This is a genomic window from Cellulomonas sp. Root137, assembly GCF_001426725.1.
In the GTDB taxonomy this organism is placed as follows: Bacteria; Actinomycetota; Actinomycetes; order Actinomycetales; family Cellulomonadaceae; genus Cellulomonas.
The window spans coordinates 208,537-232,719 of sequence record NZ_LMFG01000001.1 but is presented as its reverse complement, the minus strand read 5'-3'; the positions used below and the strand labels follow the sequence as shown (position 1 = coordinate 232,719).

The window sequence follows — 24,183 nt, the reverse complement described above, 5'->3', positions numbered from 1 at the left end:
GATGTCTGCAGGGCGCAAGCTCGTGATCGTGGAGTCGCCCGCCAAGGCGCGCACGATCGCCGGGTACCTCGGCGAGGAGTACGACGTCGAGGCGAGCGTCGGGCACATCCGTGACCTCCCCCAGCCGTCCGAGCTCCCGGCGGACATGAAGAAGGGTCCGTTCGGCAAGTTCGCGGTCGACGTCGACAACGGCTTCGCGCCGTACTACGTGGTCGACGCGGACAAGAAGAAGAAGGTCAGCGAGCTCAAGAAGCTGCTGAAGGACTCCGACGAGCTCTTCCTGGCCACCGATGAGGACCGCGAGGGCGAGGCCATCGCCTGGCACCTGCTGCAGGAGCTGAAGCCCAAGGTCCCGGTCAAGCGCATGGTGTTCCACGAGATCACCCGCGAGGCCATCCAGCGCGCGCTGGCCAACACCCGCGAGCTCGACGACCGGCTGGTCGACGCGCAGGAGACCCGCCGCATCCTCGACCGGCTCTACGGGTACGAGGTCAGCCCCGTGCTGTGGCGCAAGGTCCGGCAGGGTCTGTCCGCCGGCCGCGTGCAGTCCGTGGCGACCCGGCTGGTGGTCGAGCGCGAGCGCGAGCGCATGGCGTTCGTCGCCGCCGACTACTGGGACGTGACGGGCACGTTCGCCGTCTCCGACTCCGGCGAGCCCTCCTTCACGGCGCGGCTGTCGTCGGTCGACGGGCAGCGCGTGGCCAGCGGTCGCGACTTCCTCGACACCGGACAGCTGCGGGCCGCCGACGTCGCGCACCTCGACGAGGCCCGCGCCACCGCGCTCGTCGCCGGGCTGGCCGACTCGGCGTTCTCCGTCGCGTCGCTCGAGACCAAGCCGTACACGCGCCGGCCCGCCGCGCCCTTCACCACCTCGACCCTCCAGCAGGAGGCGTCCCGCAAGCTGCGGATGGCGTCGCGGCAGACCATGCGCACCGCGCAGGGTCTGTACGAGAACGGCTACATCACCTACATGCGTACGGACTCCTCGTCGCTGAGCACGCAGGCGATCGACGCCGCGCGCCGGCAGGCCTCGGAGCTCTACGGCGCGGAGTACATCCCGGACGCCCCCCGCGTGTACACGAGCAAGGCCAAGGGCGCCCAGGAGGCCCACGAGGCCATCCGGCCCGCCGGTGACCACTTCCGGACCCCGGCGCAGGTGGCCAAGGAGCTGTCCGGCGACCAGTTCCGCCTGTACGAGCTGATCTGGAAGCGCACGGTCGCCTCGCAGATGGCCGACGCCCGCGGGCAGACCGCCTCGGTCCGCCTCGGCGCCACGGCGGCCGACGGCACCGACGTCCTGTTCTCCGCGTCCGGCACCGTGATCACGTTCCGCGGGTTCCTCGCGGCGTACGAGGAGGGTCGCGACGTCTCGCGGTACTCCGAGGACGCCGAGGAGGCCCCGGCCGAGAAGGACGACGCCCGTCTGCCGAAGATGGCCGAGGGCGACCCCCTGTCCGCGTCGGACCTCACCGCCGACGGCCACCGCACGTCCCCGCCGCCGCGCTTCACCGAGGCCTCGCTGGTCAAGGCGCTCGAGGAGCGCGGGATCGGCCGCCCGTCCACCTACGCCGCGACGATCTCCGTCATCCAGGACCGGGGCTACGTGACCGGCCGCGGACAGGCCCTCGTGCCGTCGTGGCTGGCGTTCGCCGTGACGCGGCTGCTCGAGGAGAACTTCGACTGGCTGGTCGACTACGACTTCACCGCCGAGATGGAGGAGGACCTCGACGCCATCGCGGCGGGGGACAAGGACCGGGTGGCGTGGCTGTCCCGGTTCTACTTCGGCGACGGCAGCGGCAACGAGGAGGGCGAGGGCCTGCGGGACCTCGTCGCCAACCTGGGCGACATCGACGCCCGCGAGGTCAACTCGATCCCCATCGGTGAGGGCATCGTGCTGCGCGTCGGCCGGTACGGCCCGTACCTCGAGGACTCTCTTGCGGAACCGGCTGAGGACGGCACCACCCGGCGCGCGTCCGTCCCGGAGGAGCTGGCGCCCGACGAGCTCACCGTGGCCAAGGCCCGCGAGCTCCTGGAGACGCAGCCCGAGGGCGACCAGGTGCTCGGCACCGACCCCGTCGCGGGCACCCCGATCGTCGCCCGCAACGGCCGCTACGGCCCGTACGTGACCGAGATCCTGCCCGACCCGGAGATCGACACGTCGCTGTCGGCCGCCGCGCAGAAGCGGGCACTGGCCGCCGCGCCGAAGCCGCGCACCGCGTCGCTGTTCAAGTCGATGTCGCTGCAGTCGGTGACGCTCGACGACGCGCTCATGCTCCTGTCGCTGCCCCGCGTGGTCGGCGTCGACCCCGAGTCCGGCACCGAGATCACCGCGCAGAACGGCCGCTACGGCCCGTACCTGAAGAAGGGCACGGACTCGCGCACGCTGGCGTCCGAGGAGGCCCTCTTCACGACGACGCTGGAGGAGGCGCTGGCCATCTACGCGCAGCCCAAGCGGGGTCGCGGCGCCACGTCCGCACCCCCGCTGCGCGAGCTGGGCGACGACCCGACGTCCGAGAAGCCGATCACGGTCAAGGAGGGGCGCTTCGGCGCCTACGTGACCGACGGGGTCACCAACCGGACCCTCCCGCGGGACCTCACGCCGGAGTCGATCACGCGCGAGCAGGCCATCGAGCTGCTCGTGGAGAAGCGCGCGTCGGCCCCCGCGAAGAAGAAGGCACCCGCCAAGCGCGCACCGGCCAAGAGCAAGGCCGCCGCGAAGAAGTAGGGCTCAGCCGAACAAGCGGTCTGCCCGGTGAGTTCGTGAGTTCTGGGCGAGTTCGTGAGCTGCAGCTCACGAACTCGACTCGTCCTCACGAACTCGGCGCCGGAAGCGGCCCGGACCGGTACCGGCCCGGCATGGCGCGCACCGCCACGCGCGCTAGGTTGTCGCCCATGGCTGACCGCGCTGAAGACCCCCGTTCCGCACCGCCGATCCGCTGGGGCATCCTCGGCGCCGGCAACATCGCCGCGACGTTCGCGTCGGCCGTCAACGCGCACACCCGCGCGCAGCTGGTCGCGGTCGGCTCGCGCAACAAGGACCGCGCGGAGCGGTTCGCCACGGCGCACCACATCCCGACCACCCACGTGGGCTACCGCGAGCTGGTCGAGGACACGCAGGTCGACGCCGTCTACATCGCGACCCCGCACTCCGAGCACAAGGAGCAGGCGCTCCTGGCCATCAAGGCCGGCAAGCACGTGCTGGTCGAGAAGGCGTTCACGCGGAACGCGGGGGAGGCCGAGGAGGTCTTCGCCGCCGCGCGCGCCGCCGGGGTGTTCGTCATGGAGGCGATGTGGACGCGGTTCCTGCCGCACGTCTACGCGCTGCACCAGGTGATCGACGCCGGGGAGATCGGCGAGATCATCAACCTGTCCGCGGACCACGGCCAGGCGTTCACGTTCGACCCGACCAGCCGGCTCTTCGACCCGGCGCTGGCCGGCGGCGCCCTGCTCGACCTGGGCGTGTACCCGGTCTCGTTCGCCCACGACTTCCTCGGTGTCCCCGATGCCGTGCAGGCGGTCGGCCAGCTGACCACGACGGGCGTCGACGGCCAGATCTCGATGGTCCTGTCCTACGGCGACCGTGCGCAGGCGACCCTGTCGACGACGATGTGGGCCAAGACCCCGACGATGGCGCTCATCTCGGGCACCGAGGGCAACATCGTGGTCAAGGGCAGCTTCTACGCCCCGACCTCGTTCCACGTGCAGCGCCTCGACGGCCGGGTATGGGAGTTCAACCAGCCGGGCACCAAGGGCCTGCAGTACGAGGCCGCGGAGGTCGCCCGCCGGGTGGCCGAGGGCGCCACGGAGAGCCCGCGGATGACCTGGGACAACACCCTCGAGGTGCTGCGGACCATGGACACCATCCGCGCGCAGATCGGTGTCAGCTACCCCGGGGAGTGAGGCCCCGGGCTGTCACCGGTGGCGGCTACCCTGACGCAGTGACCTCGCCTCCTGCTGGCCTCTTCCTCTCCTTCGAGGGCGGCGACGGCGCCGGCAAGTCGACCCAGGCGCGCCTCCTGGGCGACTGGCTCACGGGTCTCGGCCGCGAGGTCGTCCTCACGCGGGAGCCCGGCGGCACCGAGCTCGGCGTCCTGCTGCGCGACGCGGTCCTGCACGGCGACCACGTCGACGCCCGCACCGAGGCGCTCCTGTACGCCACCGACCGCGCCCACCACGTCGCGTCGCTGGTCCGCCCGGCGCTGGCCCGCGGCGCGGTCGTCGTGACCGACCGGTACCTCGACTCGTCGGTGGCCTACCAGGGCAGCGGCCGGGACCTGGGGGCCGACGAGGTGGAGCGCCTCTCCCTCTGGGCCGTCGACGGGCTGCTCCCGGCACTGACCGTGCTGCTCGACCTCGACCCCGTGGCCGGCAAGGCGCGGCTGACGGGCGACCCGGACCGCCTCGAGCGCGCGGGCGACGAGTTCCACCGCCGCACGCGCGAGGCGTTCCTCGGACGGGCCGCGGCGGAGCCCGGCCGGTGGCTCGTGCTGGACGCGACGAGGCCGGTCGACGAGCTGGCTGCCGCGGTGCGCGAGCGCGTGGCGCCGCTGCTCGGGGTCGCGCCGTGACCAGCGTCTGGGACGACGTCGTCGGCCAGGAGCCCGCGGTGGAGGTGCTCCGGCACGCCGTCGAGGACCCGGCGGCGATGACCCACGCGTGGCTGCTGACCGGGCCTCCGGGCTCGGGACGGTCCAACGCGGCGCGGGCGTTCGCCGCGGCGCTGCAGTGCGCGACCGGCGGCTGCGGCGTCTGCCACGACTGCACCACCACCCTGCGCGGGCTGCACCCGGACGTCACGGTCGTCGCCACCGAGGGCGTGTTCATCCGTGCCGAGACCGCGCGCCCGCTGGTGGAGCTCGCCCAGCGGTCGCCGTCGCAGGGGCGGCACCGGGTCATCATCATCGAGGACGCCGACCGGCTCAACGACACCAGCGGCAACTCGCTGCTCAAGGCCATCGAGGAGCCGGCCGGTCGCACGGTCTGGGTGCTCTGCGCGCCGAGCCCGCAGGACGTCCTGGTCACCATCCGGTCCCGCAGCCGGTCCGTGGCGCTCCGCGTTCCGCCGGTCGACGCGGTCGCGGCCCTGCTGGTGTCGCGCGACGGGATCGACCCGCAGGTGGCCATGATCGCGGCGCGTGCGGCGCAGAGCCACGTCGGGATCGCCCGGCGACTGGCCCGGGACCCCGAGTCTCGTGCGCGCCGGTCGGCGGTGCTGGGCATCGCCGCGAAGATCCGCGGGGTCGGCGACGCGGTCATGGCGGCCGGCGAGCTCGTCGAGACCGCGCAGGCCGACGCCAAGGCCGCCACGGAACAGCGGGACGCCGAGGAGAAGGCGGAGCTGCTCCGGTCCATGGGCGCCGAGGGCGCGGCCACCCTGCCGCCCGCGCTGCGCACCCAGGTGCGCCAGCTGGAGGAGGACCAGAAGCGCCGGGCCACCCGCGCGCAGCGGGACGTGCTGGACCGCGCGATGGTCGACCTGCTGTCGCTCTACCGGGACGTGCTCGTGGTGCAGCTGGGCGCGGGCGTCGAGCTGGTGAACGTCGAGCACGAGGCGTCGGTCCGCGCCCTGGCGGAGGCGAGCACCTCCGTCCAGACGCTGCGCCGGATGGACGCCGTCGGACAGGCGCGCACTCGCCTGGCAGGGAACGTCGCCCCGCTGCTCGCCGTCGAGGCGATGGCCGTGGCACTGCGCCCCCAAGGGTGATTCCCCGCGCCGATTGTGCAGATCGAGTGACGGCTGCGTCCCCTGGGCGGACCGGGCGCCGATGGCTCAGGATCGGCGGCTACCGTGTGCGCATGCCGCTCTCCGCCCGCCTCGTCGCGCCCGCGGGCGTCGGACGCGACCGGCGGCCACGCCTCGCCGCTGCCCTTGTCAGCGCCGCGCTCGTCGTCGTCGTCCTGCTCGCCGGGTGCGTGGCACCCAAGAACCAGGCGTCGGCCCCCGCGGCGGGCACGAGCACGCCGGCGCCGTCCGACGAGGCGACAGGCGACCTCGCGCAGTTCTACGGGCAGCAGCTCGACTGGACGACGTGCGCGGAGGGTGAGTGCGCGACGGCGCAGGTGCCGACGGACTACGCGAACCCGTCCGGTCCGTCGATCGGGATCGCGCTGGCGCGGCTCCGGGCGACCGGTGGCGAGCCGCTCGGCTCCCTGCTGGTCAACCCCGGCGGCCCGGGTGTGTCGGGCGTCGACTTCCTCGCCTCGGTCGCGTCCACCGTCAGCCCGGACGTGCGGCTGCAGTACGACCTCGTCGCGTTCGACCCGCGCGGCGTCCAGCGGTCCAGCCCCGTGGACTGCGTCGACGGCCCCGCCCTGGACGAGCTCCTCGCCTACGACGCGGACTACTCCACCGACGCGGGCATCCAGACGGTCATCGACATGTACGGCGAGCTCGGGGCCGGCTGCGCGGAGCGGACGGGCGATTCGCTCGCCCACGTCGACACGGTCAGTGCAACCCGCGACCTCGACATCCTGCGCGGCGCGCTCGGTGACGAGAAGCTCTCCTACCTCGGCTACTCCTACGGGACGGTGCTCGGCTCCACGTACGCGGCACTGTTCCCCGCGAAGGTCGGCCGCCTGGTGCTGGACGGCGCGAAGCCGCCCACGCTGACCACGACCGAGGTGTCGCAGGGGCAGGCCGTCGGCTTCGAGAACGCCCTGCGCGCCTACATCGCCGACTGCCAGGCGGGGCCCGGTTGCCCGATGGACGGATCTGTCGACGACGGCCTCGAGCAGATCGCAGGACTGCTGGACCGTGCGCGCAGCAACCCGCTGTCCACGGGCACGGCTCGTGACCTGACCGCCTCGCTGGCCTTCTACGGGATCGCGATGCCGCTGTACTCGCAGTCGTACTGGCCCTACCTGACGCAGGCGCTGACGGGCGCACTCGAGAACAACGACGGCTCGATGCTCCTCCAGCTGGCCGACCAGTACTTCGACCGGGAGCCGGACGGCACCTACAGCACGAACGCGATGGTCGCGTTCTTCGCGATCAACTGCCTGGACAGCCGCGACCCGGCCGACTTCGAGGCGATGCGCGCCGAGGCCGCCCAGATCGAGGCGGCGGCGCCGACCGTCGGGGTCTACTTCGGCTACGGCGCCACGGTGTGCGCCCAGTGGCCCGTCCCCGAGGTCGGCGGGCTCCCCTCGTACACGGCGGAGGGAGCGGCACCCATCCTCGTCGTCGGCACCACGGGCGACCCCGCGACGCCGTACGCGTGGGCCGAGGAGATGGCCGACCTCCTGTCGTCGGGCGTGCTCCTGACCTACGAGGGGGAGGGCCACACCGCCTACGGCTCGTCGAACGAGTGCATCGCGGCCGCCGTCGACGGGTACCTGCTGTCCGGCACGGTCCCGGCCGACGGCACGCGCTGCTGACGATCGCGCTCACTTTGGAGCGGCGGGGGTCCGCCGGGTACAGTAAGCGGGCTCGCCGGGGACCACGGTCCACGACGACGCCGCCTTAGCTCAGTCGGCAGAGCGTCTCACTCGTAATGAGAAGGTCAAGAGTTCGATTCTCTTAGGCGGCTCCGACACGAAGGCCCCGTGACCAGCGGTAACGCTGGCGCGGGGCCTTCGTCGTTCCGACTCGGCAGCGGTGCCGGACTGCTGCAGTGAACGAGTGACGAAGCCCGCCTTCGTGATACCTAGAGCAGCTAGGGTTAGATACCTAGCACATCAAGGTAGAGGAGACGTCGTGCGCATCGACAAGGACCTGGTCGCTGCCTCGGCAACGCCGCTCGTGCTCGGGATCCTCGCGGACGGGGACCTCTACGGCTACGCGATCCTCAAACGCGTCGGCGAGCTCTCCGGCGGCAGGATGCAGTGGACGGACGGCATGCTCTACCCGCTCCTGCACCGGCTCGAACGGCTCGGCCACGTCTCGTCGTCCTGGAGCACGTCCGAGTCGGGCCGACGCCGCAAGCACTACGCGATCACCCCGACCGGCCGGGCGGCGCTCGCCGAACGGCAGGCGCAGTGGAGCGTCGTCGCGGATGCGCTCCGACAGGTCTGGGAGTCGGCGCCGCGGCCCGCCACCGTCGTGGAGGGGTGGGCGTGATGGCGCACGACGACGAGCTCGAGGCCCAGATCGACAGGTGGCGCGGCTACGTGCACCGGCGGCAGGTCATCTCGTCGGCCGACGTCGACGAGCTCGAGGACCACCTGCGGGGCCAGGTGAGCGACCTGCGCGCGACCGGGCTCGACGACGACGAGGCGTTCCTCGTCGCGATCAAGCGCCTGGGCAACCTGGATGCCGTCTCCCGCGAGTACGCCCGCGAGCACTCCGACCGGCTGTGGAAGCAGCTTGCGCTCGTCCCCGACGACTCCTCCGGGTCGCCGGCACCGCGGTGGCGTGAGCTCGCGGTCGTGCTCGCGCTCGCGGTCGGTGCGGGCGTCGCGGTCCGGGCCGGGATCGCCTGGTTCGGGGACGACGAGCTCGCGCTCGCGCGCAACATCGGGCTGCTCGTGGTGCCGTTCCTCGCCGCGTACCTCGGGTGGAAGCGCCAGGCCGGCCTGCGGACGGTGGCGGCGATCGCCGTGCCGTTCGTCGCTCTCTCCGTCGTGCTCAACGTGTACCCGTTCGTCCCCGAGGGGTCGACCGAGGTGCTGGCGATCATCCACACGCCCGTCGTCCTGTGGCTGCTGGTGGGGCTCGCGTACGTCGCCGGCTCCTGGCGCTCCGACGGCCGACGCATGGACTTCGTGCGGTTCACGGGCGAGCTCGCGATCTACTACACGCTGCTCGCGCTCGGTGGCGGGGTCCTCCTCGGCCTCACCGCCGGGGTGCTGCAGCTCGTGGGCGTCGACCCCGAGCCGGTGATCACGGGCTGGGTGATGCCGTTCGCGGTCCCGGGTGCCCTCGTCGTCGCCGCCTGGCTCGTCGAGGCCAAGCAGGACGTCGTCGAGAACATCGCGCCCGTGCTGACCCGGATCTTCACGCCGCTGACCATCGTCATGCTCGTGGCCGTCCTCGCGGCGCTGATCGCCTCCGGGGGCCTCGTCGAGGTGGACCGCGACCTGCTCATCCTGATGGACGCGATCCTCGTGCTGGTCCTGGCGCTGCTCCTCTACTCGATCTCGGCCCGCGACCCGCTCGCGCCGCCCGCGCTCGCCGACTGGCTCCAGCTCGTCATGGTGGGGGCGGCCCTCGCGGTCGACGCCGTGATGCTGACCGCGATGCTCACGCGGATCGCGGAGTTCGGCACGAGCCCCAACAAGGTCGCCGCGCTCGGTCTCAACCTGCTGCTGCTCGTGCACCTCGGGGTCTCGGCGTGGCGGACTGCCCGGTTCCTGCGCGGTCGCGGCGTGTTCTCGGAGCTCGAGCGCTGGCAGACGCGGTACCTGCCGGTCTACGCCGCGTGGGCCGCGGTCGTCGTGATCGTGTTCCCGCCGCTGTTCGACTTCGCCTGACGCGTCGTCCGCAGCTCCCCGTGCCAGCACCGACGCGAAGGTCGGTCGGGTCTTCGTCGACCCATGTCCGGCCGCCCGACGGTGCCGGCATCCGCTGAGCTCACCGAGGTTGACAAGCGTTCTGAGGCCACTCAGAATTGAGGTCACTCGGTATTGCCCCCGATGCACGAAGGAAAGCCACCATGCGAGCGTTCGTCGTCAGCACGTACAAGGGACCGCTGCACGAAGCGGATGTCCCCGAGCCCCTGGTGGGGGAGCGCGACGTGCTCGTCCAGGTGCAGGCCGCCGGGGTGAACGTGCTCGACGAGAAGGTCCGCTCGGGGGAGTTCAGGTCGTTCCTCCGGTACGAGCTGCCGCAGGTCATGGGCAACGACGTCGCCGGGACGGTGATCGGCGTCGGCGCCCAGGTCCGGGGGTTCGTGCTCGGCGACCAGGTGTATGCCCGGCCGGACCAGGACCGCATCGGAACGTTCGCGGAGCGCATCGCGGTCGCCGAGGCGGACCTGGCGCTCACGCCGGCGACGGTCACCGTCGAGGAGGCGGGCTCGCTGCCGCTGGTGGCCCTGACCGCCTGGCAGGCGCTCGTCGAGAAGGGCAACGTGCAGCCCGGCCAGCGAGTCCTGATCCATGCGGGCGCCGGTGGCGTCGGGAGCATCGCGATCCAGCTCGCCAAGAACCTCGGCGCCACCGTGGCGACCACGGCCGGCGCCGGCAACCTCGACTTCGTCCGCGAGCTCGGCGCCGACATCGTCATCGACTACCGGGACGAGGACTTCGTCGAGCTCCTGGACGGGTACGACCTGGTGCTGGACAGCCTCGGCGGCGAGAACCTCGAGAAGTCGCTGCGCGTGCTGCGGCCGGGCGGCCGGGCGATCGGCATCGCCGGACCGCCCGACCCCGCGTTCGCACGGCGGGTCGGGATGAACCCGGTGCTGAGGCTCGCGATCGCGGCGCTCAGCCGCAAGATCCGCCGGCAGGCAGAGCGGCTCGGTGTGACGTACGAGTTCCTCTTCATGCGCGCCAGCGGGGACCAGCTCCGCCAGATCACGGCGCTCGTCGACGGCGGTGTGGTCCGCCCCGTCGTCGGACGGGTCTACGACTTCGACCAGACCGCGGAAGCAGTCGAGTCGCTCGGCAAGGGCGGCATCCGCGGCAAGGCCGTCATCAGCCGGCGTGACAGGCCCTCCGCACCCGTCGAACGGAAGAACCGGTGAGCACCGTGAGCGACAACCGCACCTCGTACGCGCTGGCTCCGACCCGCACGCTCACCGTCAACGGCGTGACCTACGCCTACCGGGAGCTGGGACCGCAGGGCGGGATCCCGGTCGTCCTGTTCGTGCACCTCGGTGCGACCCTGGACAACTGGGACCCGCGGATAGTCGACCCGATCGCGGCCGGGCGCCACGTCATCGCGTTCGACAACCGCGGCGTCGGAGCCTCCACCGGCGACGTCCCGGACAACGTCGAGGCCATGGCCGACGACGCGTACACCTTCCTCAGGGCTCTCGGCTTCGACACGATCGACATCTTCGCCTTCTCGCTGGGCGGGTTCATCGCGCAGGACCTCGTGGTCAAGCACCCCGAGCTGGTGCGCAAGCTCGTCCTGACCGGCACCGGGCCCCGGGGCGGCGCAGGCATCGACAAGGTCGTCGGCGTCACCTACCGGGACATCCTGCGGGCCACGCTGACCCGGTCTGACCCCAAGGAGTTCCTCTTCTTCAACCGCAACGCCACCGGCAAGCCCGCTGCTCGCGCCTTCGTGCAGCGACTGAAGGAGCGCACCGTCGATCGGGACGCGGACATCTCCGTGCGCGCGTTCCGGACCCAGCTCAAGGCGATCCAGAAGTTCGGGCGCTCAGCCCCGGCCGACCTGTCGGCGCTCACGCAACCCACCCTGATCGCCAACGGTGACAACGACAGGATGGTGCCGTCGGGCCTGTCCGAGGACCTGCACCGCCGCATCGCGGGCTCGGAGCTGGTCATCTATCCGGACTCCGGGCACGGCGGCATCTTCCAGTTCCACCAGACGTTCGCTCCCGTCGTTGCCGAGTTCCTCGCCGGCTGACGGCCCCGACCGGATCGAGTGAAGGTAACGAGCATGGCGACGAACCCTCCCTACGTGAAGAAGCCCTTCGTCTCGTCGATCCCGCTCTGGATGCGCACCGACCAACCACGGCAGACAGGCATGGACTACTGGAAGGGTCCCCACTCCACGATCATCACCGCCACGCCCGGCTTCGAGGAGTACCGCCAGATCCATCTGGCGGAGCACAACCCCGGGCTGTGGCCGGCCACCCGTGGCGTCGAGACCGCGATCCCGGCAGACCGGCGGATCGACGGGGTCGCCGAGGTGACGTTCGGGTCCGTCCTGTCGCCGCTGCGGGGCCGCAAGCAGACCCGCCTGGCGTACAAGGACGAGGTGAACGTCTTCCGGCGCACCCTGCTCTACGCCGGACCTCCGTACTCGGCGCGCTGGTACGACGTCGGCGTGCAGGGCGAGAAGGCGGGTGCCCGAGTCCTGGTCTACCTGAGGCGAAGGGACGGAGTCCGCACGCATGCGTTCCGCAGGCACCTCGACGTGCTTGCCAGCACGGTCGCCGGCATGGGCGTGCTGAGGGAGCTGCGTACCCAGGTCTTCATGCCCTGGAACGAGAAGCTCTGGGACACCCCGAACGTCGCCCACGACAATCCGGCGGACCAGCGGTTCCACGCCTCCCTCATCCTGGGCTTCGCGGATCCGGAGGCGCGCGCGGCCTTCTTCGAGGCCCCCGAGGTCGTGAGCCTGTCGGACGCGTTGGCGCCGTTCGCCTCCGCCGTCCACGCCTACGACGTCACCGACGCGCTGACCTACGTGAAGGGCGGCCAGCGGCTCTCGCACTACCTGCCATAACCACCTCGGCCGACCCGCGGCCGGTGATCGACCGACAGAAGGAACGCAAGCATGCCCACCCTCAATGGAGCAGTCGTCCTGGTCACCGGGGCGAACGGCGGCATCGGAACCCACTTCGTGCACCGGGCGCTCGCCCGCGGCGCCGTGAAGGTGTACGCCACCGCCCGCACACCCCGCACCTGGGACGACGACCGGATCGTCCCGCTCACCCTCGACGTCACCGACGCGGCGTCCGTCGCCGCCGCCGTGGCCGCCGCACCCGACGTCACCGCGCTCATCAACAACGCGGGGGCGAACCCGCCGAGTGCGAGCCTCTTGCAGGTCACCGAGGCGGACATCCGGGCCAACATGGAGGTCAACTTCTTCGGGCCTGTCTTCCTCGCCCGGGCCTTCGCGCCGGTCCTCGCGGGCAACCGACGGTCGATCCTCGTCGACGTGCACTCCGTCGCCAGCTGGTTCGGGGGTTCGGCGGCGTCTACAGCGCCGCCAAGGCCGCCCTCTGGTCGGCCACCAACTCTCTGCGTCTGGAGCTCGCGCCCAGGGGCGTCCACGTGACGGGGGTGCACATGGGCTACGTCGAGACCCGGATGGCAGCGCACGCGGACGGGCCCAAGATGGCGCCGGCCGACCTCGTCGCCAAGGTCTACGACGCCGTCGAAGCCGATGAGTTCGAGGTCATCGGCGATGAGCTGACCGCCCAGGTCAAGGCGGCTCTGAGTGGTCCGGTCGAGGCGCTCTACCCGGAGCTCCGTGCCATGAGGGTGCCACTGGCTGCCATGGAAGAATGAGTGTCGGCAGATCCGAGCCCACTCAGCAACGAAGGGCGGCAACCATGCCCCTCGCTTCCACGTCGCCCGGTCGGCGCGAGCGGAACAAGCAGGAGAAGCTCGACCGCATCACCGCCGCCGCCAGTGAGCTCTTCACCGAGCGAGGCGTCGACGAGGTCACTACTCAGGAGATCGCCGACAAAGCCGATATCGGGGCAGGAACGCTGTTCCTCTATGCCAAGTCCAAGGCGGAGCTGCTCCTGCTCGTGCAGAACTCCACCTACGCCGACGCGCTCGCACGGGGCAGGTCAGCGGCCGAGGGCATCACGGGCACGCTCGACGCCGTGATGGCGATCGTCCGCCCGGTCGTGGAGTGCAACCGCAAGCACGTCGGCAACGGGCGGACCTACCTGCGGGAGATCGTCTTCGGCGACCCCGCCGAACCCCACCACCGCGACGCTCTCGACCTGACCGTGCAGACCGAGGACGCGATAGCCGCCGTGCTGCGGCGGGACGGGCTCGCCGGTGCGAAGGACGCCGCGGCACGCGCGCACATCGTCTCCGCCATCATGTTCATCAGCATGGCCGCGACGATCAACTCCGCCCACCCGGTCGACGACGTCGTGCAGGAGATCCGGGATCAGGTGCGGGTGCTCCTGCCGGAGTGACGCCGGCTCGGCTGTGGCGAACACCGGACGCCGCTGTGACTCGCCCGGGCCGCGGCTCAGCGGGGCGGGGGCCCGGTGCTCGCCCGGACGATGAGCTCCGTGGGCACGACGGTCAGGGCCGGCGGTGGGACAGACCGCAAGCGGAGCTGACCGACGACGAGGGTGATGAGCGCGCGGCCGATGGCGTGGAAGTCCTGCCGGACGGTCGTCAGGGGCGGTGAGGTCCAGCCGGCGACGGCGATGTCGTCGAAGCCCACCACGGACACGTCGTCAGGCACGCGGCGGCCGGCCTCGTGCAGCGCCCGCACGAGGCCGAGCGCCATCTCGTCGTTCGCGCAGAACACGGCGGTGACCTCAGGGTCGGCCGCGAGCCGCTTTCCCGCCTCGTAACCGTCGTGCGCGCTCCAGTCTCCGTACACCGGCTCGGGCGGACGGATCCCGGCTTCCAGGAGGCAGCGGCGCCACGTGCCGCTGCGCACCAGGGCGTGCTCCGAGTCCAGCGGCCCAGCGAGGTGGTGCACGGTGCGATGTCCCAGGCCGAGCAGGTGGCGCATCGCGTCCTCGCTGCCCTGGACCTGGTCGGCGGTGACGGTGGGGTAGTGGCCCGCGAACTTGGAGAAGGACACCGCCACAGGCATGCCCGCGGGGAGCGCCAGCGTCGCCGGGGACGCCTGCTCGGCCCGCATGATGACGAGGCCGTCGATGGCCTGGTGCGAGATGCGGTGCGCTGCGCTGTCCCAGCTCTCCCGGGCGGGGTTGCGCACGTGCAGGAGCGTGACCGAGTAGTCCTCGAGCGCGGCGGCCTCGACCAGGGCCTCGGCGGTGAGGGCCTCGCCCGTGCGCTGGAAGCCGGTCGAGAGCACTCCGATGGCGCCGAACGTGCCGTTCCGCAGCGCCTGGGCAGCCCGGTTCGGTGAGTAGCCGAGCTGGTCCATGGCGAGGACGACCCGTGCGCGGGTGCTCGGCCGGACCGAGTCAGCGCCGGTCGAGACGCGCGAGACCGTCTGGGGTGAGACGCCGGCAAGACGGGCGACGTCGCCGATCGAGGGACCTGAGCGGCGGCGGCCAGGTGCTGACGCGGTTGTCATGGCCAGATGGTAGTGGTGACGAGCATGATGACGTAACCATTGGGGCCCTCCAGCACGAAAACGTGGTCGCTAGCGTTACCAAAGCGTTGCAGAGCAGGCCGTCGAGCGCTGCTATGGTGACGTCACCAATCGCCAGAAAGGGTCGAGGGACACCGTTGTCGCTCGAGGTCGGTGTGGACGAGACCCCATTGGCGTGGAGCTGGAAACGCCTCATCTACGGCACGGCGCACGACCTCCAAACAGCACAGTCGACCTGTCCCGCTCACCCGCCGCGATGTCGCGGTGAGGCGCGGGAGCCGGCGGCTCGGCGCGAGCCGGCGGCGGTCCACGGACGACCAACAGCACGAAGGGATCACCCGATGAAGAAGACACGCACGCTCGGGGCGCTGGGCGCCGTCTTGTCGCTGAGCCTCGCTCTCGCCGCCTGCAGCGGCGGAGACGGGGGCTCGGGCTCGGACGAGACGACGGGCGCGGACGGCGGCTCCGGCGACAACACCTTGACGGTCTGGGCGTGGGACCCGGCCTTCAACATCTTTGCCCTCGAGGAGGCCGAGAAGGTCTTCCAGGCCGACAACCCGGACTTCAAGCTCGAGATCGTCGAGACGCCGTGGGAGGACGTGCAGACCAAGCTGACCACGCTCGCCCAGTCCGGCGAGACCGACCAGCTGCCCGACATCTTCCTCATGCAGAACAACGCGTTCCAGAAGAATGTCATCAACTACCCGGACATCTTCGCCGACTTCGCGGACTCCGACGTGGACTTCAGCGAGTTCCCCGAGTCCGTCGTGGCCTACTCCACGTACGACGACGTCAACTACGGGGTGCCGTTCGACAACGGGACCGCGATCGGCGCGTACCGGACGGACCTCCTCGAGCAGGCCGGCTACACGGTCGACGACTTCACCGACATCACGTGGGACCAGTTCCTCACCCTCGGCAAGGACGTGCTGGCCAAGACGGGCAAGCCGCTGCTCACGGGCCAGGCCGGCTCGGCCGACACGATCATGATGATGCTGCAGAGCGCCGGCGCGAGCCTGTTCGACGACGAGGGCATGCCGACCATCACCGACAACGAGGCGCTGCTGGCAGCCATCGACATGTACGGGCAGCTCGTCGACGCCGGCGTCTTCGTCGAGGTCAACTCGTGGGACGAGTACATCAACACGATCGTCAACTCGAACACGGCCGGCATCGTCAACGGCGTGTGGATCTCCGGCTCCATCCAGTCCGCCGCTGACCAGTCCGGCAAGTGGGCCGTCACCAACGTCCCGAAGCTCGACGGCGTCGACGGCGCGACCAACTACACCGCGAACGGTGGCTCGTCCTGGGCGATCACCCCGAACGGCAACGAGGCGCTCGCCAGCGACTTCCTGGACGCGACGTTCGCGGGCTCGACCGAGTTCTACGACACGATCCTCCCGGCCTCCGGCGCGCTCGCCAACTGGCTGCCGGCGGGTGAGTCGGACGTCTACAGCGAGCCGCAGGAGTTCTTCGGCGGACAGCCGATCTACGCCGACGTCCTGAAGTTCGCCGCAGAGGTGCCCAGCAACAACACGGGCGCGTACTACTACGAGGGGCGCGACGCCGTGAGCGTCGCCATCACGAACATCTTCAACGGCGCCGACCCGGAGGCCGCGCTCGAGGAGGCGCAGCAGACCGTCGAGTTCGCCATGGGGTGACCTCAGGGCGGGCGGCGGAGGCCGGTCCCCGGCTCCGCCGCCCGCCTCCCCGCCCTGTCCGTCACCGCGAAGAAGAGGTGAGCCGCTCGTGTCCGTTCCCACTGCACCGACCGAGGGCCGCGCACCGAGCGCGCCCCCGCCCGGGACGACGACGTCCCGAGAGCGTCAGCCCAAGTCGGCACCCCTGTCCGCGATAGCGCGCCGCCGCAGCCTGACCGGCTGGACGTTCATCATTCCCGCCGCAGCCCTCATCGTGCTGGTCAACTTCTGGCCGATGATCCAGGCGCTGTTCCTGTCGCTGCAGACGGGACGTGGGACCCGACTGAGCTGGGCCGAGCCGCTGTGGCTGAACTACCAGCGGCTGTTCGAGGACGAGACGTTCCGGCTGACGATGAGCACGACGTTCATCTACCTGATCATCCAGGTGCCGATCATGCTCGTGCTCGCGATGGTGCTGGCGAACCTGCTCAACGCACCGTGGCTGAAGTTCAAGGGATTCTGGCGGACGGCGATCTTCCTGCCGTGCGCCGTCGGCCTCGTGTCGTACTCGCTGGTGTTCCGGCAGATCTTCGCGACGGACGGCCTGGCCAACGACCTGCTCATCAAGTTCGGACTGCTGGACGACAACGTCAACTGGCTCGGCCAGACGGGCACCGCACGGATGGTGATCATCCTCGGCCTGCTGTGGCGTTGGACCGGCTACAACATGATCTTCTTCCTGGCCGCCCTGCAGAACATCGACCGGTCGACGCTGGAGGCTGCCCGCGTCGACGGTGCGAACGGGTTCAAGACCTTCTGGTACGTGACCATGCCGCAGCTCAAGCCGATCATCCTGCTCTGCGCGATCCTGTCGACCAACGGAACGCTGCAGATGTTCGACGAGTCGTTCAACCTGACCAACGGTGGCCCGGGAAACACGACGATGACGGTGTCGCACTACCTGTACAACGTGTCGTTCCGCAACAGCCCGAACTTCGGGTACGCGGCTGCCATCTCCTACGCGATCCTCATCATCGTGGCCATCCTGGCCGCCATTCAAATGAAGGTGGGCGACAAGCGTGACTAAGACTCAGCTCCGCCGGATCCCCGCATACGCGTTCTTGTCTCTCGCCGTCATCCTGTCGGTCTTCCCGCTCTACTTCATGGCCGTCTCGGCGACGAACACGAGCAACGAGGTCGTGGCGTCGAAGCTGCTGCCGGGTAGCCACCTCATGGAGAACTTCCAGACGCTCGTCGACTCGCAGCCCCTGGGGTCGGCCCTCTACCACTCGTCGGTCAATGCCATCGCGACGACCGTGCTCGCCCTGATCCTGTGCTCGATCGCCGGGTATGCGTTCGAGATCTACCACTCGCGGGCGAAGGACGCCGTCATGGCGTTCCTGCTCCTGGCGATCATGATCCCGTTCGCGGCGACGATGATCCCGTTGTTCCGCCTCTTCGCGCAGCTGGGAATGGTGAACTCGACGTTCGCGGTCATCGTGCCCCTGGTCGCGACGCCGTTCCTGATCCTGCTGTTCCGGCAGGCCTCCCGGTCGTTCCCGCACGAGATCATCGAGGCGGCGCGCCTGGACGGCCTGGGCGAGGTGAGCATCTTCGCGCGCATCTACCTGCCGACGATGAAGCCGACCCTTGCGGCAGCGGGTGTCATCACCTTCCTGTTCTCGTGGAACAACTTCCTGTGGCCGAAGGTGATCCTCGTCGACAACGCGTACCAGACCTTGCCGATGCTGCTCTCGAACATGCGCGCCGGGTACGTCACCGACTACGGGAGCCTCATGCTCGCTGTGTTCATCGTGTCGGTGCCGACGATGGTCGTCTTCCTGGCGCTGCAGCGGCACTTTGCCGAGGGCGTCACGGGGGCCATCAAGTGACATTCGACCTGCACCGCATCGCCGACCCCGAGTACGTCAAGGAGAACCGGCTCGACCCGCACTCCGACCACCGGTGGTTCGCCTCCGCGCAGGAGGCGGCGACCGGGACGAGCTCCTTCGAGCAGTCGCTCAACGGGCTGTGGAAGCTGCACTACGCGAAGAGCCCCGCGCTCGTCGTCCCCGGCTTCGAGCGCGTGGACGTCGACGACTCCGGCTGGGACGACGTGCCGGTGCCGGCCCACGTGCAGCTGCTCGGCTACGACCGACCGCAGTACACCAACGTGCAGTACCCGTGGGACGGGTACGAGCAGCTCGAGCCGGGGGAGGTTCCCCAGCGGTACAACCCGGTGGCGACGTACCGGCGGACGTTCACGCTCGAGCACCCGCTCGGGCCCGGTGAGCGGCTGAGCGTGAGCTTCCACGGCGCGGAGAGCGCCGTCGCCCTGTGGCTGAACGGCACCTACGTGGGCTACGGGACGGACTCGTTCACTCCGTCGGAGTTCGACCTCACCGACGCCCTGGTCGAGGGCGAGAACCTCGTCGTGGCGCAGGTGGTCCGGTGGAGCGCCGGGTCGTGGATCGAGGACCAGGACTTCTTCAGGTTCTCGGGCCTGTTCCGGGACGTGGTCCTGTACCGCCGGCCCGCCGTGCACGTCGAGGACGTCCGGGTGGTGACCGACGTCGCCGACGACCTCTCCGAGGCGACGGTGCGCGTGCGCGTGGTCCTGTCCGGCGACGGCAGGGTGGACGCCCGGATCGCCGGTGCCGGACAGCTCACCGGTGACGACGAGCTCGTGGTCCGCATCGAGAGCCCGCGGCTGTGGAGCGCCGAGGACCCTCACCTGTACGACCTCGCGCTCGACGTGGTCGACGCGTCGGGCCGCCTGACCGAGCACGTCCCTGTGCGGGTGGGTGTGCGCCGGTTCGGCATCGAGGACGGCCTGCTCAAGGTCAACGGGTCGCGCGTGGTCTTCAACGGCGTGAACCGGCACGACTTCGGCCTCCAGGGTCGCGTGATGACCCGCGAGCAGACGGAGGCCGACGTCCGGCTGATGAAGCGGCTGAACATCAACGCGGTGCGGACCAGCCACTACCCGAACAACTCGTACTTCTACGAGCTGTGCGACGAGTACGGCCTCTACGTCATCGACGAGATGAACCTCGAGTCGCACGCGATGTGGGACCGGGTGAGGCTCGGTGGGGAAGGGATCGAGGAGGCGCTGCCCGGGGACCGCCCGGAGTGGCTGCCCACCCTGCTCGACCGCGCCGCGAGCATGCTGGAGCGGGACAAGAACCACCCGAGCGTCGTCCTGTGGTCCTGCGGCAACGAGTCGTTCGGCGGGACGGGCATCCTGGAGGTCGCGGAGTACTTCCGTCGCCTCGACTCCCGGCCGGTGCACTACGAGGGCGTCCACTGGGACCCGCGGCACCCGCAGACGACCGACGTCGTCTCGCGGATGTACGCGCCGGCCGCCGAGATCGAGGAGTTCCTCACCACGCACCGCGACAAGCCCTACCTGCTGTGCGAGTACGCCCACTCGATGGGCAACTCGTTCGGGGCGGTCCACAAGTACGTCGACCTGGCCTACCGTGAGCCGCTGTTCCAAGGTGGCTTCATCTGGGACTTCGCGGACCAGGCGCTCCGGCGCACGGACGCCGGTGGCCGCGAGTACTTCGGCTACGGCGGTGACTTCGGTGACGCGCCGCACGACTCGGACTTCAGCGGCAACGGCATCGTCTTCGCCGATCGCACCCTCAAGCCGATCGCCCAGGAGGTGCACTACCTCTACCAGGGCTACCGGCTCTCGGTGGGCGACGACAAGGTCACGGTCGAGAACCGGCACCTGGCCACCCCGTCGTCGGCGCACGAGTGCGTGGTCACCCTCGCCCGGGAGGGCCGGGTGCTGCAGCAGGAGGTGCTCGAGACCGCCGTGGCCCCTGGGGGGTCGCAGGTCTACGCGCTCCCCGTCACGGTGCCGACCGCACCCGGGGAGTACACCGTCGACGTGTCCTTCCGGCTGCGTCGTACGACGCGCTGGGCGTCGGCCGGGCACGAGCTGGCGCACGAGCAGACGGTCGTGGTCGTCCGGGGCTCCACGCCGGTTCGCCGGGCCGCCGTGCCGGAGGTCGTCCACGGCATCCACAACGTGGGCGTGCGGGGGCGGCACTTCACCGCCCTGTTCTCACGTCTGCACGGGGGGCTGGTCTCGTACCGCTACGGGCTGACGCACGACGGCGGCCGCGAGCTCCTGCGCTCGGTGCCCCAGCCGAGCTTCTGGCACGCACCCACCTCCAACGAGCTGGGGTGGGGCGCCCCCGCGCACGACGGGGCGTGGCTTCTCGCCAGCCGGTATGCGACGGCCGTCCGCGGCCCCGACGAGCCCGCGGTCGAGCAGACCGACGACGGCGTGCGCGTCCGGTTCCGGTACGAGCTGCCCACCGCACCGGCGGGGGAGTGCGAGCTCTCCTACCTCGTGGATGGTGACGGTCGCGTCGAGGTGACCCTCACGGTGCGACCCGGGGCGGGGCTGCCGGACATGCCGGAGCTCGGCCTCCTCCTGGCGACCGACAGCACGTTCCACCGCCTGCGCTGGTACGGGGACGGGCCCGAGGAGTCCTACGTCGACCGCCGAGCCGGCGCTCGACTGGGTGTGTGGGAGGCCGACGTGCGTACCGCGCTCACGCCCTACCTGCGTCCGCAGGAGGCGGGCAGCCGGACCGGCGTGCGCTGGGCGACCGTGACCGACGAGCAAGGGGCGGGCCTGCGGTTGGAGTCGGAGCAGGGCATGGAGCTGTCGGCTCTGCCGTGGACGCCGTTCGAGGTGGAGAACGCGGCGCACCACACCGAGCTGCCGCCGATCTATCAGACGGTCCTGCGGCCGGCGCTCCAGCGCCGCGGGGTCGGCGGCGACGACTCGTGGGGGGCGCAGACCCATCCCGAGTACCGACTGCCGACGGATACCGAGCTGACGTTCCAGTTCGCCTTCCGCGGGCTCCTGTAGGCGGCTCCACCACGAAGGCCCCGTGACCAGCGCTCGCGCCGGCGCGGGGCCTTCGTCATGCCGTGGCGCGCGCACGCTGTGCGGTCGTCGCGACGGATGTCCGTGTTGTCCCACCGATCGAGGTCGGTGAGCCCTACATTGCAGACATGGCAGACATCCTGTTGGGCATCCTCGCCATCGTCGCCGGGGGCGCCATGCTCTTCGCGGGGCAGTTCGTGCTGCGGCTCGTTCTCCCGATCTGGGGCTTCTTCGCCGGGTTCGCCTTCGGCGCAGGACTCTTCGCCGAGCTCGCGGACGAGAGCTTTCTGGGCACGGCATTCGGCTGGGTCTCGGGGTTCGTCTTCGCCGTGATCTTCGCCGTGCTCGCCTACCTCTACTTCGCGGTGGCCGTGATCCTCGCGATGGCTGCGTTCGGCTACGCGATCGGTGCGGGCATTGTCGTCGCCCTGGGGATCGACTGGAGCTGGGTCGCGGTTCTCGTGGGCGTGGCCATCGGCGCGGTCTTCGGACTGCTGGCGGTCGTCGGGAACATGCCGATGGTCGTGCTGGCGGTGGCGAGCTCCCTCGCGGGCGCCGTCAGCGTGGTCGCCGGCCTGATGCTGCTGCTGGGCACCCTGAACTCCGCCGACTTCACGGAGGGCAGCTTCAGCAGCGCGGTCGACGCCGGCTGGGGCTGGTTCGTGCTCGTGCTCGTGCTGGCGGTGATCGGCTTCATCGTCCAGACCCGGCAGCGTGTCGAGGTGCGCCGCAGCATCAACGAGGCCTGGGACGCGCAGAGCCGCACCGCCTGACAGGGTGCGTGGCTCGCTGGGGTCGTGTCGCGTCCGGGGGTGAGTCAGCTCGGCGGACCGAACGGGTTGTGCCCGGGCGGGAGCGGCTGCTGGGCCGGGGGAGGGTAGTACGCCGGGACCGGAGGTGCGGGGAACATCCCGCGCTGGTGCCACTTCCGCGTGAAATGGAGGGCGACCAGTCCCAGTCCGAAGACCACCGGCGCGAGCACGAGGAGCAGAGCACCGGTGCCGAAGCGGAACCCGTCGGTCAAGACCCCGTCCGTGGAACTGATCGCGAAGGACTCGACACCTTCCCCGGTGCAGGTCAGAAGGTCCGGCTCCATCCACTCGGTGTTCCGGGTCGCGGCAAGGGGCACGAAGCTGCGCGGCGTCGAGTCGTAGGTGGTCAGGGTCTCGGCGACGCCGTCGGGACGGGCGATGTCCAGGCGACCTTCTCTCTGCTCGCCGGTGCTGTACACCCGGCTCTTCCAGGCGCACTCGACCGTGCCGGGGTCCACGGTGGCGGGGGTGGCCAGCACCATGAAGTTGCCGGGGCCGACGCCGTCGTCGACCGCCACCTCCTGGCCGGGGGAGAACTCCAGGCCGAGGTCGACGACCGCCTTGTCGGCGAACATGCCGGTACCCGTGACGAGCATGAGGCCGAAGGAGCCGAAGAGCAGGGCGCCGCCGAAGCCGACGACGATCCACATCGCGACGACGACCCGGAATCGGTCGGCGTTGTTGCGGACGTAGCCGGTGATGCTCATGGGGCGATTGTCCACGGTCGCGCCCAGCAGGTGGACATGCACCGCACGCGACTACGATCAAGCATGAGTAAAACGATTGCCAAGCCCGGGTTGTTGCGCCTGGGTGTGATGGCCACGTCGCGCAAGCCCGACGAGCGGCGGCTCCCGATCCACCCCGGTCACCTCGAGCGCATCGACGCGGACCTGCGGGCGCAGATGATCCTCGAACGGGGCTACGGCGCCCGTTTCGGCATCGCCGACGACCAGATCGCGCCCCTGGTCGGGCAGATGTCCGACCGCGACGAGGTCATCGCCCAGGCGGACATCGTGCTGCTGCCCAAGCCGCAGGCGTCGGACCTGGAGGATCTCCGCGACGGTCAGGTGCTGTGGGGGTGGCCGCACTGCGTGCAGGACCGCCGGATCACCCAGCTGGCGATCGACAAGCGGCTCACCCTGATCGCCTGGGAGGCCATGAACCACTGGCAGGCGGACGGCGGTTTCGGCCTGCACGTGTTCCACAAGAACAACGAGCTGGCGGGCTACTGCTCGGTGCTGCACGCGCTGCAGCTGTGCGGGTCGACCGGTGACTACGGGCGCAGGCTCACGGCGGTGGTGATCGGGTTCGGGGCGACGGCGCGCGGCGCCGTCACGGCGCTCAACGCACACGGGATCCACGACGTGCGGGTGCTGACCAACCGGGAGATCGCCGCCGTCGGCTCCCCGATCCCGTCGGTGGACATCATCCACTTCGACCACAACCCCGAGGACCCGTTCGAGAGCACGGTCACCACCGAGGGCGGTCCGGTGCGGCTCCCGGGGTACCTGGCCGAGAACGACATCGTCGTCAACTGCACGCTGCAGGACCCGAACGCGCCGCTGACGTACCTGCGCACCTCGGACCTGGGTGAGTTCCGGCCGGGCAGCCTCATCGTCGACGTGTCCGTCGACGAGGGGATGGGCTTCGGCTGGGCGCGGCCGACGTCGTTCGCGGACCCGATGTTCACGGTGGGGGACACGACGAACTACTACGCGGTGGACCACAGCCCGTCGCTGCTGTGGAACTCGACGACGTGGGAGATCAGCGAGGCGCTGATGCCGTTCCTGCGCACGGTGATGTCGGGCCCGGAGTCGTGGGCCGCGTCGGACACGATCCAGCGGGCGGTGGAGATCGAGGACGGTCGGATCCGGAACGAGGCGATCCTCACGTTCCAGGGCCGGTCCGCCGAGTACCCGCACCCGGCGGCGTAGGGCCACGGAGGTGATGCCTCCGTGCAGCGTTGCCTTCTCCGGT

21 protein-coding genes and 1 tRNA gene are annotated in these 24,183 nt (G+C 70.4%); 20 read left to right on the top strand and 2 right to left on the bottom strand.

The genetic code is table 11. From position 1 onward, the window contains the following. The first annotated feature begins 1 nt into the window (after nt 1). The 14 genes from topA (at nt 2) to ASD18_RS01010 (ending at nt 13,736) form a co-directional block, all read left to right on the top strand. Nucleotides 2-2,725, top strand: coding sequence for a type I DNA topoisomerase (gene topA / locus ASD18_RS01070; protein ID WP_056085805.1), 2,724 nt, complete (start codon nt 2-4; stop codon nt 2,723-2,725). A 167-nt stretch (nt 2,726-2,892) separates the two neighbouring features. Continuing rightward, entirely contained in the window at nt 2,893-3,900 is a 1,008-nt protein-coding gene (locus ASD18_RS01065) for a Gfo/Idh/MocA family protein (protein WP_056085804.1), read from the top strand. 38 nt (nt 3,901-3,938) lie between these two features. Further along, on the top strand, nt 3,939-4,568 hold the full coding sequence (gene tmk, locus ASD18_RS01060) for a dTMP kinase (protein ID WP_056085803.1): 630 nt from the start codon (nt 3,939-3,941) through the stop codon (nt 4,566-4,568). Continuing rightward, on the top strand, nt 4,565-5,704 hold the full coding sequence (locus ASD18_RS01055; protein ID WP_056085802.1) for a DNA polymerase III subunit delta': 1,140 nt from the start codon (nt 4,565-4,567) through the stop codon (nt 5,702-5,704). The genes tmk and ASD18_RS01055 overlap by 4 nt, the downstream gene beginning before the upstream one ends. Nucleotides 5,705-5,796: 92 nt before the next feature. After that, entirely contained in the window at nt 5,797-7,377 is a 1,581-nt protein-coding gene (locus tag ASD18_RS01050; protein WP_056085801.1) for an alpha/beta hydrolase, read from the top strand. 79 nt (nt 7,378-7,456) lie between these two features. Beyond that, nucleotides 7,457-7,529 (top strand) — tRNA-Thr (locus ASD18_RS01045). Between the two features lie 167 nt (nt 7,530-7,696). Next, nucleotides 7,697-8,059 (top strand): PadR family transcriptional regulator, encoded by a 363-nt coding sequence (locus ASD18_RS01040; RefSeq protein ID WP_056085800.1) that lies wholly within the window; start codon nt 7,697-7,699, stop codon nt 8,057-8,059. Next, nucleotides 8,059-9,411 carry a permease prefix domain 1-containing protein gene (locus tag ASD18_RS01035; RefSeq protein ID WP_056091296.1) on the top strand — a complete coding sequence of 451 codons (1,353 nt, stop codon included), beginning with the start codon at nt 8,059-8,061 and terminating at the stop codon, nt 9,409-9,411. The genes ASD18_RS01040 and ASD18_RS01035 overlap by 1 nt, the downstream gene beginning before the upstream one ends. Nucleotides 9,412-9,593: 182 nt before the next feature. After that, nucleotides 9,594-10,625 carry an NADP-dependent oxidoreductase gene (locus tag ASD18_RS01030; protein WP_056085799.1) on the top strand — a complete coding sequence of 344 codons (1,032 nt, stop codon included), beginning with the start codon at nt 9,594-9,596 and terminating at the stop codon, nt 10,623-10,625. Next, nucleotides 10,622-11,476: an alpha/beta fold hydrolase gene (locus tag ASD18_RS01025; RefSeq protein ID WP_056085798.1), complete on the top strand. Its 855-nt coding sequence runs from the start codon at nt 10,622-10,624 to the stop codon at nt 11,474-11,476. The genes ASD18_RS01030 and ASD18_RS01025 overlap by 4 nt, the downstream gene beginning before the upstream one ends. A gap of 33 nt (nt 11,477-11,509) precedes the next feature. Beyond that, a complete protein-coding gene (locus tag ASD18_RS01020) occupies nt 11,510-12,301 on the top strand; it encodes a strictosidine synthase (protein ID WP_082573413.1) in 792 nt (263 codons plus the stop codon). A 51-nt stretch (nt 12,302-12,352) separates the two neighbouring features. Beyond that, on the top strand, nt 12,353-12,856 hold the full coding sequence (locus ASD18_RS01015) for an SDR family NAD(P)-dependent oxidoreductase (RefSeq protein WP_369817241.1): 504 nt from the start codon (nt 12,353-12,355) through the stop codon (nt 12,854-12,856). Continuing rightward, on the top strand, nt 12,754-13,089 hold the full coding sequence (locus ASD18_RS21805; RefSeq protein ID WP_369817273.1) for an SDR family NAD(P)-dependent oxidoreductase: 336 nt from the start codon (nt 12,754-12,756) through the stop codon (nt 13,087-13,089). The genes ASD18_RS01015 and ASD18_RS21805 overlap by 103 nt, the downstream gene beginning before the upstream one ends. Nucleotides 13,090-13,133: 44 nt before the next feature. Then, on the top strand, nt 13,134-13,736 hold the full coding sequence (locus tag ASD18_RS01010; protein ID WP_056085797.1) for a TetR/AcrR family transcriptional regulator: 603 nt from the start codon (nt 13,134-13,136) through the stop codon (nt 13,734-13,736). Between the two features lie 56 nt (nt 13,737-13,792). Here the strand turns inward: ASD18_RS01010 and ASD18_RS01005 are convergent, their stop codons facing one another. Further along, the gene (locus tag ASD18_RS01005; protein ID WP_082573411.1) at nt 13,793-14,824 is read right to left on the bottom strand and encodes a LacI family DNA-binding transcriptional regulator; all 1,032 of its coding nucleotides are present in this window, start codon (nt 14,822-14,824) and stop codon (nt 13,793-13,795) included. Nucleotides 14,825-15,183: 359 nt separating this feature from the next. Between ASD18_RS01005 and ASD18_RS01000 the strand changes: the two genes are divergently transcribed. The 5 genes from ASD18_RS01000 to ASD18_RS00980 all read left to right on the top strand — a co-directional run bounded on the left by ASD18_RS01000 (nt 15,184) and on the right by ASD18_RS00980 (nt 22,167). After that, on the top strand, nt 15,184-16,503 hold the full coding sequence (locus ASD18_RS01000; protein WP_056085796.1) for an ABC transporter substrate-binding protein: 1,320 nt from the start codon (nt 15,184-15,186) through the stop codon (nt 16,501-16,503). Nucleotides 16,504-16,591: 88 nt separating this feature from the next. Next, entirely contained in the window at nt 16,592-17,569 is a 978-nt protein-coding gene (locus ASD18_RS00995; protein WP_235522210.1) for a carbohydrate ABC transporter permease, read from the top strand. Then, a complete protein-coding gene (locus tag ASD18_RS00990) occupies nt 17,562-18,374 on the top strand; it encodes a carbohydrate ABC transporter permease (protein WP_056085795.1) in 813 nt (270 codons plus the stop codon). Before ASD18_RS00995 ends, ASD18_RS00990 begins: the two co-directional genes overlap by 8 nt. Further along, a complete protein-coding gene (locus ASD18_RS00985) occupies nt 18,371-21,376 on the top strand; it encodes a glycoside hydrolase family 2 TIM barrel-domain containing protein (protein ID WP_056085794.1) in 3,006 nt (1,001 codons plus the stop codon). The genes ASD18_RS00990 and ASD18_RS00985 overlap by 4 nt, the downstream gene beginning before the upstream one ends. Nucleotides 21,377-21,522: 146 nt before the next feature. Continuing rightward, nucleotides 21,523-22,167 (top strand): hypothetical protein, encoded by a 645-nt coding sequence (locus ASD18_RS00980; protein ID WP_056085793.1) that lies wholly within the window; start codon nt 21,523-21,525, stop codon nt 22,165-22,167. 44 nt (nt 22,168-22,211) lie between these two features. On the opposite strand, the gene ASD18_RS00975 is transcribed toward ASD18_RS00980, so the two are convergent. After that, entirely contained in the window at nt 22,212-22,913 is a 702-nt protein-coding gene (locus ASD18_RS00975) for a hypothetical protein (protein ID WP_056085792.1), read from the bottom strand. 63 nt (nt 22,914-22,976) lie between these two features. Between ASD18_RS00975 and ASD18_RS00970 the strand changes: the two genes are divergently transcribed. Further along, the gene (locus tag ASD18_RS00970) at nt 22,977-24,140 is read left to right on the top strand and encodes a N(5)-(carboxyethyl)ornithine synthase (protein WP_056085791.1); all 1,164 of its coding nucleotides are present in this window, start codon (nt 22,977-22,979) and stop codon (nt 24,138-24,140) included. Nucleotides 24,141-24,183: the final 43 nt, after the last annotated feature.

Excerpts from the sequence above, each read along its gene's own strand:
- topA (WP_056085805.1), top strand. The coding sequence starts at position 2 with ATGTCTGCAGGGCGCAAGCTCGTGATCGTGGAGTCGCCCGCCAAGGCG.
- ASD18_RS01065 (WP_056085804.1), top strand. The coding sequence starts at position 2,893 with ATGGCTGACCGCGCTGAAGACCCCCGTTCCGCACCGCCGATCCGCTGG.
- ASD18_RS01050 (WP_056085801.1), top strand. The coding sequence starts at position 5,797 with ATGCCGCTCTCCGCCCGCCTCGTCGCGCCCGCGGGCGTCGGACGCGAC.
- ASD18_RS01035 (WP_056091296.1), top strand. The coding sequence starts at position 8,059 with ATGGCGCACGACGACGAGCTCGAGGCCCAGATCGACAGGTGGCGCGGC.
- ASD18_RS01030 (WP_056085799.1), top strand. The coding sequence starts at position 9,594 with ATGCGAGCGTTCGTCGTCAGCACGTACAAGGGACCGCTGCACGAAGCG.
- ASD18_RS01020 (WP_082573413.1), top strand. The coding sequence starts at position 11,510 with ATGGCGACGAACCCTCCCTACGTGAAGAAGCCCTTCGTCTCGTCGATC.
- ASD18_RS01015 (WP_369817241.1), top strand. The coding sequence starts at position 12,353 with ATGCCCACCCTCAATGGAGCAGTCGTCCTGGTCACCGGGGCGAACGGC.
- ASD18_RS01010 (WP_056085797.1), top strand. The coding sequence starts at position 13,134 with ATGCCCCTCGCTTCCACGTCGCCCGGTCGGCGCGAGCGGAACAAGCAG.
- ASD18_RS01005 (WP_082573411.1), bottom strand. The coding sequence starts at position 14,824 with ATGACAACCGCGTCAGCACCTGGCCGCCGCCGCTCAGGTCCCTCGATC.
- ASD18_RS01000 (WP_056085796.1), top strand. The coding sequence starts at position 15,184 with ATGAAGAAGACACGCACGCTCGGGGCGCTGGGCGCCGTCTTGTCGCTG.
- ASD18_RS00980 (WP_056085793.1), top strand. The coding sequence starts at position 21,523 with ATGGCAGACATCCTGTTGGGCATCCTCGCCATCGTCGCCGGGGGCGCC.
- ASD18_RS00975 (WP_056085792.1), bottom strand. The coding sequence starts at position 22,913 with ATGAGCATCACCGGCTACGTCCGCAACAACGCCGACCGATTCCGGGTC.
- ASD18_RS00970 (WP_056085791.1), top strand. The coding sequence starts at position 22,977 with ATGAGTAAAACGATTGCCAAGCCCGGGTTGTTGCGCCTGGGTGTGATG.